Genomic DNA, 12,924 nt, shown 5'->3' on the forward strand with positions numbered 1-12,924 from the left:
CAGCGCTGCATGATCAGTCCCCACTCGAGGGAGCGCCCAGCGATGCAGCGCCCGATGAGAGCCTCCGTGAGATGCAGATCGCATCGGAAGCCGCGCGCCGGCTGGTGTCTCAGTGCCGTGCTCATGTCGAGAAGTCCAACCGGAAGATCGGCGATCGCGTGAACAGCGCCGGCGCCGACACGCCCTGCGGCATCGACTTCCGGCGCGCCGCGGCCGGAGAGCATCTGTATGCGTTCGAGCACTCCATCAAGCGGCTGGAAGCGTTGACGAACGCGCTCGTCTCGCACCTGCGCGGACTGCAGGTGCTGCTGTCGGACGACACGTTCTACCCGCTCCCCGCCATGGCGATCGCCAGGTCGCTCGCCGAGGTCTCGAGCTCGACGGTCTGGACTCTGCGCCAGGGGCTCTCCTCCGACGAGCGTGCAGCGCGGAGCTACGCGGCGCTGTTCGCGATGCTCGAGAAGGGCATCGAGTCCGGAGGTGCTGAAGAAGCGCCCCGCACACGAGCCCTCAGGGAAGAGCTCGCCACAAGACTCGAGAGCGGGCGCCCACAGGTTCAGATCATCCGCCGCGTCAAGAGCGGCGTGACCCTGGACGGGGTCGCACAGGTCCGAGTCGGCAAGGCCGGCGCCAAGACGCGGTTCCAGTACACGCAGCGGCTCAAGGACGAGATCCCCATCATCAGCGGGCTCTACGACCACATGTCCGCGGCGACTCACGGAGGACATGCTGCAGTCAGCGCGTCGTTCGACACTCCGGCGTCATACGCCCGAGGGATCGGCCATATCGCGCTCGAGTCGACGAAGGCCTGGTCGCTCGCCGTGCACACCTGGCTCGGTGTGACGCCGGCGCAGTTCTGGAATGAGGCAGACCTGCAGAACCTCCGGAACTCGATCCCGGCGGCCGACAGAGCCGAGTTCGCAGCCGAGCTAGCGGCTCAGCGTAAGGCCCAGCGCTAGAAATCGTGATGCTCACCACTCGCGTTCGCCGACGGTAGGAACTCCCAGCTCGGCGAACTCCGGGGCCGGCCAGCGGGGCCCGGTCAACCCTGCGGGTTTGATAGTCGACCACCCCGGCCGCCGCTCCACGAATGATCACCACCATCGGAACCTATCCAACTTGTCGAACGGAAGCCGGTCCTTGTGCGGGCGACGCGCGTTAGCGGAATCGCGACGCGCAGTTCCGATCGCAATGCACTGTGTACCTAGACCACGCTTCCGGCTGGGGTCCACCCCATGCCGGGCGCTCCATATTGGGCTCCATCGGGCAGTTCCGGGCAAGAAGCGTCAGCGGTCTGGGCTGCGATCTCCGCACGCACAGCGACGCCGTCCGGAACAATCCGGAGTGTGTACACCATTCCCTCCTGAGCGCCCGGCTCCGGGATGTACCCGAGGGTCATCCCGTCACTGTTCATGCCGTCGGGTCGGTGGTCTCCCCATACGGACACGAGACCACCGGCGGGGTGTTCGTCGAACCAATCGGCGGTATCGCTGAGTGTGGCATCGGGATCCAGCCAGAAAGCCTCAAGCTCGGATACCGGCCCGCACGGCCAGCCCGTGTAGGACAGGAACGAGGCGACAGTCGAAGTGGCGGAGGCGCGTCTCGAAAATGGTGCGCGCTGGCCGGTCCGCACTCGGACACAGACGATCGCGCTAGGAGGTCCTCAGCAAAGGTGTCGTCTCGTAGTGGCCCGGCGTCGGCCTTTATCCAGCTGGTGTTTCGTCGATGTAATCTCTCGGGCGGCGGCCGAACCCGAAGAGGCCCCCCGTGAGGCGGTGAACTTCCGAATCGATGAACGTCAGTAACTGGTGCGGTTCGGTGAGGTCAGAGCGATGAGTGGCGCCGAACGCTCCCTCGACCGCGAGTGTCCGCGCGACATAGATGACGAACGCGTAAAGATGAGCCCGCAGCACACCCGGTTCGCTGCTTCTTGGAGCAGTCCGACTACCTCGGCGAAGTGAACCTCTTCGAGATTCATGCGTTTCCGCCCACGTCAGACTTCTTGTCGCTGATCCGGAGTCGCGGCGTGGAGATCGATAAGGGCCTCGACCCCGAGCGGGTCGAAGACCTGCCGGAGGTGCGGCTCGCCGGTATCCGCCGGGTGCTCTGTGGCCGCAATCGGGGCGGGCAAACTCTCGGCAAGTTGAACCGGAACTGTGCCGTGCCCGCTTGAGCCTCGCTCGCGCACCGACCGCCGCAGGCGGACTGCGGGCAGGCCGCGCACTCGAGCTTGGTGAAGCCGTCCTTGAGGGCCCGCTCGCGCAGGTCGTCGGCGATCGCGCCGCTGGTCTCGACGGTGGGGGTGGTGGTGGGCATGGTGGTTCCTCGCATGAAAAGGGGCGGCCCGCCACCGAAGTGACGGGCCGCCCGGATGGGTGGTGGTTGTTCAGTTGTCGGGTTGCAGCTCGGTCACTGCCAGCGCGTGGTTCTCGAGCGCGATGCCGATGCCGTGCAGCAGCGCCGCCACGATCACCAGCTGCACGCCGAGTCCGGCGATCGCACCGCCGACCACGCCGGTGAAGTACGCGGTGGCGGGGTTGGTGCCGTTCAGCGCGCTCATCACCACGATGGCGCCCAGCACGATCGCGACCACGCCGATGGTGTACAGCGAGGTGCGCACCGGGTTGGCCCAGCGCGCCTTGTAGTCCTCGGCGGCGCTGCTCATCAGTAGCCGACCTGGCTGAGCGCGTAGTTCGCCTGGTCGGCGGTGAAGCCCTCGCCGTACTCGCTGGTCAGCTGCTCGAACAGGCCGTCCCGGCTGAACGACGAGTAGTCCAGGTAGCTCTTCGCGGACTCGGCAGCTTCCGCGTTCCAGTCCACCAGCCCGTTCTGCTCAAGGTAGACGATCGCGAACTCGGCGTCCTCGGCGGGGTAGCCCTCGCCGTATTCGCTGGTCAGCTGCTGGCCGAGCCCGGCCCGGCTGAACGCGGAGTACGACAGGTACGACTGCGCCGACTTCACGGCGTTCTTCTGGCCTAGCGTCATCGCAGCGATCGCCGCCTCGGCGGCCTTGCGCTGCTCCTCGGCGGCGGCCGCGGCCTTCTCCGCCTCGGTCAGGACCTTCTCGACGTTCACCACGATGGTGTCGCCGGTCATCACAGCCACGCCGGCGGCCGGCGTGGTGGACAGCACCACCCAGTTGTCCTTGTCGATGACGACGCCCTCGGCGGCGGAGAAGTCGACCTCGAGGCCCTCGTTCTCGAGCAGCGCGGCCGCCTCCTTGGCGTTCTTGCCCGCGGTCTCCGGCACCCGCACCTCGACGGGCTTATCCTCGTCGACGGCCTCGTCGACGGCCTGGGTGACGGCCGGCTTGGCGTCGGCGTCGTCGCTGCGGCCGCCGCCGGCGATCGCGTTGCCGATCGACGAGATCACGATGATGCCGGCGAGCACGCCGACCGGGATGATGATGGCCTTGCGTTTGTACCAGGGCAGCTTGGCGGCCGCCTCCGGCTCCGGCTCCGGCTCGGCGGCGGGCACGGTGACCGTCGGCGCCCCAGCGGCGACGGGGCGGAGCATCTCGGTCCACTGCGCGCCGTCCCAGTAGCGCTCCTGCCCGTCGACGTTGGCGGGATACCAACCGGCGGGCGACGCACTCGGCGTGGTGGGTTCGGACATGGGTAGTTCCTTTCGTGGTGTGGGCTGAGCAGCCCGACCCACCCCGGGGGTCCCTTCCTTCCCGGGGTGAGCCGCACGGCTCAGTCAGCGAGCGTCGCCTGCACGCCACAGTCCAGGCATTCGGCAGCGACGTCCCCGTTGAGAGAGATGACCGCGCCTTCCTCCCCAGAAAGCCAGCGAATGTTCTCGCAGGGGCATTCTTGCACCGACGTGTCGTCGGGCACGGACAGCGACTCAGCCGCGGGTGAACGCCCAGCTCGGCAGGTGGTCGGCGTTGATGAATGACAGCACGATCTGGCCGGGCCACGCTCGGGCTCGATCGCGGTCGCGGTCGCGGTCGCCTGGTTGCCGTACACACCGGCCTCGGTGGAGCGACCCAGTGCCCACGCCAGCCAGGCTCAGATCGACAGCGGCCCGACCTTCAAGAGGGTGCCCTCGGTGAGCGCCGCCGCCTGCCGGGTCAGCGCGATGCCACGCTGCAGCCGGTCGCCGTCGGGCTTGGCGCCGTCGCCCCACATCACCATGGCCAGCTGAACCGGGTAGTCCTCGCCGGACTGGTAGCGCAGCTGCGCGTCGAACGCCTGGTGGCCGGAGTCCAGTCCGTCGGTCCAGGTGATCATGCCGACGTCGCGCAGCGAGGGCCGGGTCTGCAGCCAGGCCAGCAGCGCCACCTGCTCGGCGGGCAGCTCGTCGACGGGCACCAGGGGTGGTCGCGATCGTTCCATCTGAAGGAACCTTTGGGATGGAGTTCATCCGTCATTGCATATTCGCTCTCGTGCCTCGCGAAGCAACGCCGACATCCGGCCGATAAGCGGTGAGAAGCCCCTCTCCTTGCGCCCGCGGGTCTTCCTGCCTGGGCTTAGACGTCCGCTACATCGACGGCGGTGCGCGGGTCTGCCTGCTTGGACGCTGGAACGGGCCTTGCAGCCTTGATGATGAGTGCAGCAGCAAGGAGCATCACTCCAAGCACAGCAACCACGATGCCTATTACGACGGGCCAAGGATTCGGCTGATGGAAGACGCCGACGAGGGACGCCGCTATCGCGGCGACTCTTTCGTTCGCGGCGCCGATCGCAGCGACCAGAATCCCAGTCAGGGTCGAAAGCGCTCCGGCAACGATCAGCGACACGTAGGCGGGATTGGAGCCAGTCGGGAAGATCTGCATGTAATCACGCTACGGTGTCTATGATCCCGCTATCGGGGTTCTAAGCAGACTCTATGAGGTTATCCGGTTCGCACACAGGCGGCCACTATCGCGCCGAGTTGTTGATCTCGCGCCCGCTGCAAGATCGTGCGCGCACTGGCAGCCTCCGCGACTTCTTCCGCGCAGAACGCACTGCAGAGTCTTCCGGAGCGGCGCGAACAGCTGCTCCATCTGCCCAGGCATCCGGCGGGAGGCCACATGTGCAAGGTTGCGCGTGGGCGCGATCCGCCGCGCCCAGATCGAGCAGGACCACGGTGACGGCGACTGATACGGGCATCGCGCGTCATGCGGTCCGTGTGCGGGCGCTGAGCGAAGGCGGTGGGGAGGGCGCGGGGTCCGGTCGACTGGCACATTGGGCAGGTGAGAGCAATCGAACCGCCGCTGTTAACGTGCGGCTTGACGCGTTCCATTGCACGCTGGCGAAGGTGCGGGCTGTGACGCCCCTTCAGAGGGAGATGCTTGCTGGCCGTGCGGCCGTGGCCGCGGACGATCAGTTCGCGCGCTGGATCATGCATTTCGCAAACAATCGTGCGCGCCACGAGGCGACCGAGGTTAGCGTCGACTGGGACTCTCCAGCCGCCCTCCCTGAAGGCGTTCGAAACGCGATCACTCACTCGTTCCAGCGATTCGAGCTGGGAGAGGGAGGAGACGGCGAGCACCTGTTGCGCAAAGCGGCGCGCTGCAGTCCCGCTCAGCAAGAAGCGCTTCGGTTGCTCGTCGTTGAGGAACAGCAGCATTCCGAGCTGTTCGCGCGCGGGCTGCAGCACCTGGGTGCATCCACGCTGCCTGGTCACTGGTCGGACCGGGTGTTTACGCGTTTGCGGCGCATACTCGGTCTACGCACGGAGCTGGCGCTGTTCCTGGCCGCAGAAGCCGTCGCTATGCCGTACTTCGTCGTACTCTCCCGTTCGGGCCCTGACGATGTGATCCGAGCGGTTGGTACGCGGATCGCGTTGGATGAGGAGCACCACCTCGCGTTCCAGATCGACCAGCTGAGACTCGGGTTCGCCGCGACCCCACCCGCTGGGCGCGCACTGGTGTTTGCCGTGTGGTGGTGCGTAGCGGTTGGGGCCGGAACCGTGCTGGCAATCGACCATCGGGCGGCGTTGCGCGCTTGTGGTCTCGCGCCACGCTCGTATTGGGGTTCCGCGTTGCGATCCTTCCGCCGGGCTGCGGCAGCCGCGCTCGGATGACCTAAGCCTTGGTTGTCCCTCATGCCGGCGTAGCCATTGAGAAACGGATGCACCCCTGACTCACGACTGTGCGGCCATCAATCGGGGAACGAGAGACGGTCCTGGACCGTGCAGGTCCGCGTACCGATTCAGGGGGCATGAGCCCGCCGCTGACCTGAACCAACGAGTCCGCACGGTGCCTCAGCCCGGGCCGTTTGGATGGATCAGGTCGTATGTGTGAGACACCTTCTTGGGGACGACCATGCGCCAGGCGTCCACGACGAGCTCGCGAACCTCGGTCGGGTCGAGCGAGGCCAGATCCGCCTCGACCCAGTTGAAGCGCATGTCTGACTCCGATGGCATCTGGAACTTGCGGGGGTTGCCGCCGACAAGCGCCGCCCGCTCCTCCTTCGGGAAGGCGAAACCCATCACCGTCTCATCGAGGGAGAAGGCCACGTAGACCAGCTGCCCCACGCGAAACTTCAATCGCCCCCGCACGTACATCTGGTACGAGCGCTCCAATTCGCCGCCGAGCGCCCGAACATCCTCGACCACAACCATCTCAGAACCCGTCCGCTCCTCGCCAGGCAACATGCGGTTCGCACGCTGTCGAGGACGACATCTTGCTGTTGATATTCGTCATGCGCAACGTGACACGACGACATGCGAGATCGGCCGCCGCGTCCTTCGCATCGGCGACCGATGGCCGGTCCGCCCCCGGGCACTGCGCCCAGGGCGGTGCTCGCGTGCGAGAAGAAGCGCGTTCGATCGCGGCCGTTCTGCGTGCGCCCATCGGTCCTGTTGACCTGAAAGCGGGGGCAAGGGCGACGGCTCAGTCCCAGGCTGCCTTTTCGTGGCGGCCGGCAAATGCGTAGTGCTCCTCCCATACGGACGCCTCGACGACGTCGACCCACATGAGTTTCAGAGGTGCGCCGTCGGGGTACGCGAACTGGCCTTCGTGCAGCTCGCTTCTGATCTCGACGTCGTGTTCCCAACCGTCGTCCCAGCCATCAGGATGCCGCCTAGGCCAGTCCTCAGCCATCTCGAAGAACCATTCAATGAACTCCACTGGATTCACGAGGCGTGGCCGTCCCAGGAGCCGTCGAACCTGTTCGCGCCGGACGTTTACTCGCGTGGACAGAAACCCGACAAGAACGCGTTCGTGGTACACCCGGGCAAGGCCCATCCGAAAAGGATCTAACCGCGAGTCGGGCTCGGGGTCGGGACCTACGATCGTCCGCTTCATACTTGATTATTGACTAGCGGGCGACGACGCCCCGTGGGCGCTCACCGGGCGGAGTTGCTGGCTGTGCTGCCAGGTCGCCTGGGCTCAGCAGCGCCGCGTATTGCTCGCTTGTCGGTCGCTGTCGGTGCATGTTTGTCGGCCCTTAGGCTTCGTTCATGGACGAACTGTCCCTCTCGGGCCTTCAAGCGCTCACCGGGCGCCGGCTGTTCTCAGTTGTGTTCGTCGAGGACTACGTTCAGCTGCTCTTCGACAGCGATGCCGGTGAGGAAAGCCAGGATTCACATCTGGACTTCTTCGTCCTTCCCGACGTCGTCACTTCGAGCCGTGCGTACCGGCCGACCGCCGCTGAGTGGGCCCAGGCCCTTCGTTCGCTTATCGGTTCGGAGGTCGTTGACGCAGGAGAATCTGTCCAGGCGGGGATCCAGGTCGTCTTGACGAAGGGCTCCGTGACTTTGCGCGCCGACGAGCGGTTCGGCGAAGCGATCGAGGTTGCCTTCCTGCAGGTCGGCGGTCGCATAGAGGTATGGCGTCCCGGTGAGGGCGTGTTCGAAACTACGTAGCCCGAGCGCCCGATTCGCGGTCGGTCAGCGTGCACTTTGCGGTGAAGGAACGCCGGCGTGCGTCCGGCGCTGTTCGTTGCCGTTCACTTCGTGTGAGGCTGAGAGCTCATTCGTTCGCGCTGGGAGCCCGATGTTCACCATCACTGAGACGATCAGGATCGAACGACCTGTTCAGGAGGTCTTCGACTTCCTCACTGACGCCCGTTCGCGTTCGAGATGGGACGAGTCGGTGGTCTTCGAGGAACTCACTTCGCCGCCGCCCGTGGGGGTCGGGACCACCATCCATTCGCGCCTTCGCGCGATGGGTCGCGAGAGCGACTTCCACTGGCGGGTGATGCAGTTCAATCCCCCTGCGCGGATGGCGACGGTGAGCACCTCCGGGCCGGTGCCCACAACGCTGGTGCTGGATTTCGCCGCCTCTGGCAACGACTGCGACGTGCGTGCGACCATCGAAGTCACGCCCGAGGGGCTGATGCGGTTCGTCGAACCGATGATCGGCGAGATGGTGCGCACCAACCTGGCCACCGGACTCGATCGGGCGAAAGCCCTCCTTGAACGGCACGCGGACGTCGACTGAAGGAGCACTCGCACCGCGCGACCTCTAACGAGCCACGTCGGAGAGGCGCAACCACGTGCCACCGATCCGCGCCACCACAGACGAGCACGACGCAAACTCGGCCCTCTATCGCCCGCCAGGCGGTCGCTGACCGGGCGGATGCGGGTCGCCCTGCGGGGCGACGAGGGGGCGGCCGGAGGGGCCGCTGGTGGCCAGATCGCTCGCGCGATTCGCGCGCCATGCAGTCGGTGCGCCCTCCAAGTGCCGCAATCGCAGATAGCCCGTTCGATGGAGTGCCCGTTCATCGTGGGGCGAGTGCCGCAACATCGGTGGTGATAAACACCGTGCTCTTGGCCGCCCAGCTGCTCCAAACGGTACTGCGAAGCGATCGCCCCAAACTCCCGCACCGACCTCGTCAATGACGTGACATGAACCGCCGACCCATCCCGACGCAGTCCTCGGGCGAGGCAGCCGAACGGCGAAGGTAACGACCGAACTGACGAACCCGAGGAAGACGATCGAGGAAGACAATGCACGCAGGCACTTTCTGTGGGCAGCCTGCGATCCCTTGAACCGAGTGCGATCGCGTGTCAACCTGGTTGCATGGCTCGCGGGCGCTACAAACAGCGGAAAGTCACGGCGGAACACGCTGCCGCCGTTGTCGCGGAGAGCGACCCGAGCCCCACTACTCACGCACCTGCCGGACTAGTGGAAGGCGACTCACCGGCGCCATCGCCGGTAGTCGGCGTCCCGGGTGGCAGTTCGTTTCGGCGACCTAGGCCCCTGCCGGACGGGGAGACTCGCGTCACGGAAACAGTACGTCCGACACCGCGGGCGAAGCGTCTATCGGCGACGCCATGGGAGAAGAAGCGTGCTCAGCAAGCGGACCTCCGCCGCCTCCGCGATCTGTCGGAATCTCTCGTCCAGCTTCATCGAGAGGAAGCCAAGCTACTGCGCGAGCGCGACTCGCTCATCGCAGACCTGCGCGATCAAGGCGTGCCCTGGTCTTCACTGGCGATGCGCACGGGCCTCAGCCGCCAAGCGCTGAGCAAGCGCGGCGTCGCCGACAAGAGCTAGAGAGTCACGCGTCGCCAGCCGACGGGGTTGTCGGCCGGGGTGTTGGTTCGTCGTCCGGAGACGACAGATTTGCGGACGGCGCGGCGGACTAAGGGGTAGAATATGACTCTGAAGTCATAATGTTGATCGGAGGGTGCAATGACTGCTTCAACCCTCATCCGCGCCGCGCGCAAAAGTCGGCGACTCACGCAAAAGCAACTCGCAGAGCGCACTCGCATCGATCAGAGCCGTGTTTCCAAATCTGAGGGCGGCCGCGATACGGAGTTCGGCACGGTAGAGCGATTGCTCGCAGGCGCGGGGCATCGGCTGTACTCCGCGCCTACCCAGCGCGACGACGCGGCGACCGCGGGCGAAGAGATCCGGCGTCGCCTGGCGGAGGGCGACAAGGACCGCGCTCTCCGTGCGCTCCTGCAGCTCAACGACAACCTGCTGGCCGAGCGAGGACTGGTGCGAGGAATTCTCGGACTCGCCGAGCCGGCATCGACGCAGTATCAAGTGTGGGATGCCGCGCTCGCCGGTCTCGTCGCCTGGCGGCTGCGCGAGGAAGGGCTGCCCGCACCCGAGTGGGTATCCGATCCCAGCCGATACCTCCCTACGCCCGCGACGCTCGAGGTCGACCCGGCCGACCCGACTCCGCCCACGTCGGAAGTGCCCGACGAGTTCGCCGAGCGCGGCGTGCTCGTCTGGCGTGACACCTTCGCGAGCGTGTAAGCATGGCGACGACGCTCGGCAGAGAGGACATCCTCGATGGGCTCAGGGCGCTCATCACGGAGCTGCGCGCCTCTGGCCAGATCGCAGGTATCCGGATCATCGGTGGAGCTGCTCTGGCTCTCCGCTACTTCGACCGTGGCACGACGCAGGATCCCGACTCGCTCCACATCGATCCGGGAAGCAACGCCGAGGTCGCAGCGGCTGCCGCGAAGGTGGCTCAGTCCCGCGGGTGGGATCCGGGCTGGCTGAACTTCGACGTCGAAAAGGCTGATGCGCTTCCCACGTTCGGCCGCAGGCTGGTCGAGTGGGAGACCATCTACGACCACGACGGCATCGTGATCCAGGTTGCGGCGAAGGAAGCGATGCTGGCGATGAAGCTGCGCGCCAACCGGCCCGGTCGCGATACGAACGACATCCGCCAGCTCCTGCGACTGTGCGACGTCAGGACACTCGATGAAGCCGAAGAGCTCTACGAAGACTTCTATCCGGGAGATGCGCTTTCGGACCGCGCCGTGAAGATGGTCGCCGCCATCCTCGACGCCGGGTTGCCGGACGAGGTCCCCTCACCAGGACCGATCGAACTCTAGCGACGAAACTGCGAGGACCCCTCGATGCGAGCCCCGACGGCGAGAGGATAGTGGTCGGACCCGCCTCCGTTCCCGCCGCTCGCTCTTTGCAGACTCCGCGCTCCGCGCTCCGCTTACCAACCGCTCGCTCTGGGCACTACGCCGACCCCGACCACGGACCCGGCCGACTGTCGGGGCGCCGCAATCTGAGCGTGCGGGGGAGGTGCGGCATCCAATTTGCCCACAATTTGCCCACATTCGAGGAGAATCGGCACCGATCCAGACGGTTCGGGACGGTTCAGGAAGGCCCGAAGACCCGCGGAATTCCGCGGTTCTTGGCGTGATTCCGAGAATCGGCGCGGAGGCGTCGGCAGAATTCGATTCCCCCATCTCCACCGCCGTTGTCACCACCGAGTGGGAGCCCCGGTCCCCGCGAGCAATCGCCAGGACCGGGGCTTCTCCTGTCACGTGGGCGAGGTCACGCCCCGGCGATCCACGCCGTGGTCTCGCCCGGAAGCCGGCTCCCGTCGACGGGTCCGCTCGAGAGCGAGACATCCGACCCCGCCGGAAGCTCGAACGGCTCGGTCCCGAAGTTCGTGAACACGGTCCACCCATTCGGACGTCGGAAGCCCAGGACGTCGTCACGTCCGGTGTCGATCCACTCCAGCGACTCGCCGGTCTGCGACGCGCGGCGCAGCGCCAGGGCGTCGCGGTACAGCGACAGCGTCGATGCGGGATCGCCGTCCTCGGCCGACACCGCGTACTCCGCGAACCACGCGGGCTGAGGCAGGTGTGCACCTCCCGCACCGAATCCCAGCGACGGGCCCTGAGCGGACCACGGCAGCGGGACGCGGCATCCGTCCCGTCCGATGTCTTCACCGGGGCTGCGGAAGAAGGTCGGGTCCTGGCGCTCGGCGTCGGGGATCGCGGCCACTTCGTGCAGGCCCAGCTCCTCGCCCTGGTAGACGTACGCCGAGCCGGGCAGGCCGAGCACGAAGAGCGTCGCCGCTCGCGCACGACGAAGTCCGCGTGCCACGTCGAGCTCGGGCTCGACGCCTCCCGACAGCAGCCACTCGTTGCCGTGCTTGCGCGTGGGGCGTCCCTTGTCGTCGCGCTCGACGTCGGGCAGTCCGTAGCGCGTGGCATGACGCACCACGTCGTGGTTCGACAGCACCCACGTCGTCGACGAGCCCGACTTCCCGGCGAGCGCGAGGTTGTCCCCGACGATCCGGCGGAACTGCGCGGCGTCGAAGTCTGCCTCGAGCAAGTCGAAGTTGAAGGCCTGGCCCAGGCTCTCGGCGCGCGCGTACAGCGGGATGCGGGAAGGCTCGACCCACGCCTCGGCCACGGCGGTGCGCGGCGGGTCGTAGGAGTCGAACACCTCGCGCCACTCCGCGTACACCTCGTGCACATCGTCGCGGTCGATCATCGGGTGGTTGCCGTCGCGAGGCATCGCGTCGAGCTCGGCCTGCGAGGGGAGGGGATCGACGAAATCCTTTGCGAGCATGTGCGCCACGTCGATGCGGAAGCCGTCGACACCTCGGTCCGACCAGAAACGCAGCGTCTTCACGAAGTCGGCGCGCACCTCCGGGTTCGACCAGTCGAGGTCGGGCTGCTCGACCGCGAAGTTGTGAAAGTACCACTGCCCGTCGGCCACGCGCTCCCAGGCCGAGCCGCCGAACACCGACTCCCAGTCAGCGGGTGGCTCGGAGCCATCTGGCCCGGATCCGTCGCGGAAGATGTACCGTGCGCGAGCGGCCGAGCCTCGGCCGGCCGCGAGTGCCTCCTGGAACCATTCGTGCTGATCCGACGTGTGGTTCGGCACGATGTCGACGACCACCTTGATGCCCGCACCGTGCAGCGCTCTGAGCATCTCATCGAAGTCCTCGAGGGTGCCCAGGCGAGGGTCGACGTCGCGGTAGTCGGCGACGTCGTAGCCGCCGTCAGCCAGCGCCGACGGGTAGAACGGGCTCAGCCAGACCGCGTCGATCCCCAGCTCTTTCAGGTAGGGCACGCGCGAGGTGACGCCTCGGATGTCGCCGATGCCGTCGCCGTCGGCATCCGCGAAGCTTCGCGGATACACCTGGTAGACGACCGCTTGACGCCACCAAGCGGGCAGTTCGAGGTCGTGCTGGTCTGAGGGGGAGGGTGCGGGGTGCACAGTCGTCACGGGGACGCTTTCCTTTCGGGTTTCGGTGAAGGATGACGGATGCTGCG

At 66.5% G+C, this 12,924-nt stretch carries 14 protein-coding genes and 1 pseudogene; 8 read left to right on the plus strand and 7 right to left on the minus strand.

Annotation, left to right across the window (positions count from 1 at the left end):
- Positions 1-71: 71 nt before the first annotated feature.
- Entirely contained in the window at positions 72-959 is an 888-nt protein-coding gene (locus tag J2Y46_RS11805; RefSeq protein WP_310242511.1) for a hypothetical protein, read from the plus strand.
- A gap of 971 nt (positions 960-1,930) precedes the next feature.
- Entirely contained in the window at positions 1,931-2,173 is a 243-nt protein-coding gene (locus J2Y46_RS11810; RefSeq protein ID WP_310242513.1) for a hypothetical protein, read from the plus strand.
- 213 nt (positions 2,174-2,386) lie between these two features.
- Here the strand turns inward: J2Y46_RS11810 and J2Y46_RS11815 are convergent, their stop codons facing one another.
- The 4 genes from J2Y46_RS11815 to J2Y46_RS11830 all read right to left on the minus strand — a co-directional run bounded on the left by J2Y46_RS11815 (position 2,387) and on the right by J2Y46_RS11830 (position 4,780).
- Complete coding sequence (locus tag J2Y46_RS11815) at positions 2,387-2,665, minus strand: hypothetical protein (protein WP_310242515.1); 279 nt, start codon at positions 2,663-2,665, stop codon at positions 2,387-2,389.
- Positions 2,665-3,615 (minus strand): Ltp family lipoprotein, encoded by a 951-nt coding sequence (locus J2Y46_RS11820; RefSeq protein ID WP_310242516.1) that lies wholly within the window; start codon positions 3,613-3,615, stop codon positions 2,665-2,667. The genes J2Y46_RS11815 and J2Y46_RS11820 overlap by 1 nt, the downstream gene beginning before the upstream one ends.
- Positions 3,616-4,013: 398 nt before the next feature.
- Positions 4,014-4,340: a hypothetical protein gene (locus tag J2Y46_RS11825; RefSeq protein WP_310242518.1), complete on the minus strand. Its 327-nt coding sequence runs from the start codon at positions 4,338-4,340 to the stop codon at positions 4,014-4,016.
- Between the two features lie 134 nt (positions 4,341-4,474).
- Positions 4,475-4,780, minus strand: coding sequence for a hypothetical protein (locus J2Y46_RS11830; protein ID WP_310242520.1), 306 nt, complete (start codon positions 4,778-4,780; stop codon positions 4,475-4,477).
- A 293-nt stretch (positions 4,781-5,073) separates the two neighbouring features.
- Here J2Y46_RS11830 and J2Y46_RS11835 point away from each other — a divergent pair, with 293 nt between their 5' ends.
- On the plus strand, positions 5,074-6,012 hold the full coding sequence (locus J2Y46_RS11835; RefSeq protein WP_310242521.1) for a ferritin-like domain-containing protein: 939 nt from the start codon (positions 5,074-5,076) through the stop codon (positions 6,010-6,012).
- Positions 6,013-6,192: 180 nt separating this feature from the next.
- Here J2Y46_RS11835 and J2Y46_RS11840 read toward each other — a convergent pair whose 3' ends face one another.
- Positions 6,193-6,552, minus strand: coding sequence for a hypothetical protein (locus J2Y46_RS11840; RefSeq protein ID WP_310242523.1), 360 nt, complete (start codon positions 6,550-6,552; stop codon positions 6,193-6,195).
- 271 nt (positions 6,553-6,823) lie between these two features.
- Complete coding sequence (locus tag J2Y46_RS11845; RefSeq protein WP_310242525.1) at positions 6,824-7,237, minus strand: hypothetical protein; 414 nt, start codon at positions 7,235-7,237, stop codon at positions 6,824-6,826.
- A gap of 155 nt (positions 7,238-7,392) precedes the next feature.
- Here J2Y46_RS11845 and J2Y46_RS11850 point away from each other — a divergent pair, with 155 nt between their 5' ends.
- From J2Y46_RS11850 to J2Y46_RS11865, 5 genes and pseudogenes are all read left to right on the plus strand, one after another.
- Positions 7,393-7,797 carry a hypothetical protein gene (locus tag J2Y46_RS11850; protein WP_310242527.1) on the plus strand — a complete coding sequence of 135 codons (405 nt, stop codon included), beginning with the start codon at positions 7,393-7,395 and terminating at the stop codon, positions 7,795-7,797.
- Positions 7,798-7,927: 130 nt separating this feature from the next.
- On the plus strand, positions 7,928-8,374 hold the full coding sequence (locus J2Y46_RS11855) for an SRPBCC family protein (RefSeq protein WP_310243041.1): 447 nt from the start codon (positions 7,928-7,930) through the stop codon (positions 8,372-8,374).
- Positions 8,375-9,568: 1,194 nt separating this feature from the next.
- Positions 9,569-9,712, plus strand: a pseudogene (locus J2Y46_RS20680) (helix-turn-helix domain-containing protein); the annotation flags it as partial.
- On the plus strand, positions 9,713-10,141 hold the full coding sequence (locus J2Y46_RS11860) for a Cro/Cl family transcriptional regulator (protein WP_310242529.1): 429 nt from the start codon (positions 9,713-9,715) through the stop codon (positions 10,139-10,141).
- Positions 10,142-10,143: 2 nt separating this feature from the next.
- Positions 10,144-10,728, plus strand: a complete 585-nt coding sequence (locus tag J2Y46_RS11865; RefSeq protein ID WP_310242531.1) for a hypothetical protein — start codon at positions 10,144-10,146, stop codon at positions 10,726-10,728.
- A gap of 457 nt (positions 10,729-11,185) precedes the next feature.
- Here the strand turns inward: J2Y46_RS11865 and J2Y46_RS11870 are convergent, their stop codons facing one another.
- A complete protein-coding gene (locus tag J2Y46_RS11870) occupies positions 11,186-12,877 on the minus strand; it encodes a glycoside hydrolase family 13 protein (RefSeq protein ID WP_310242533.1) in 1,692 nt (563 codons plus the stop codon).
- Positions 12,878-12,924: the final 47 nt, after the last annotated feature.

The sequence above is a fragment of the Microbacterium sp. BE35 genome, from assembly GCF_031457705.1.
Classification (GTDB): Bacteria; Actinomycetota; Actinomycetes; order Actinomycetales; family Microbacteriaceae; genus Microbacterium; species Microbacterium trichothecenolyticum.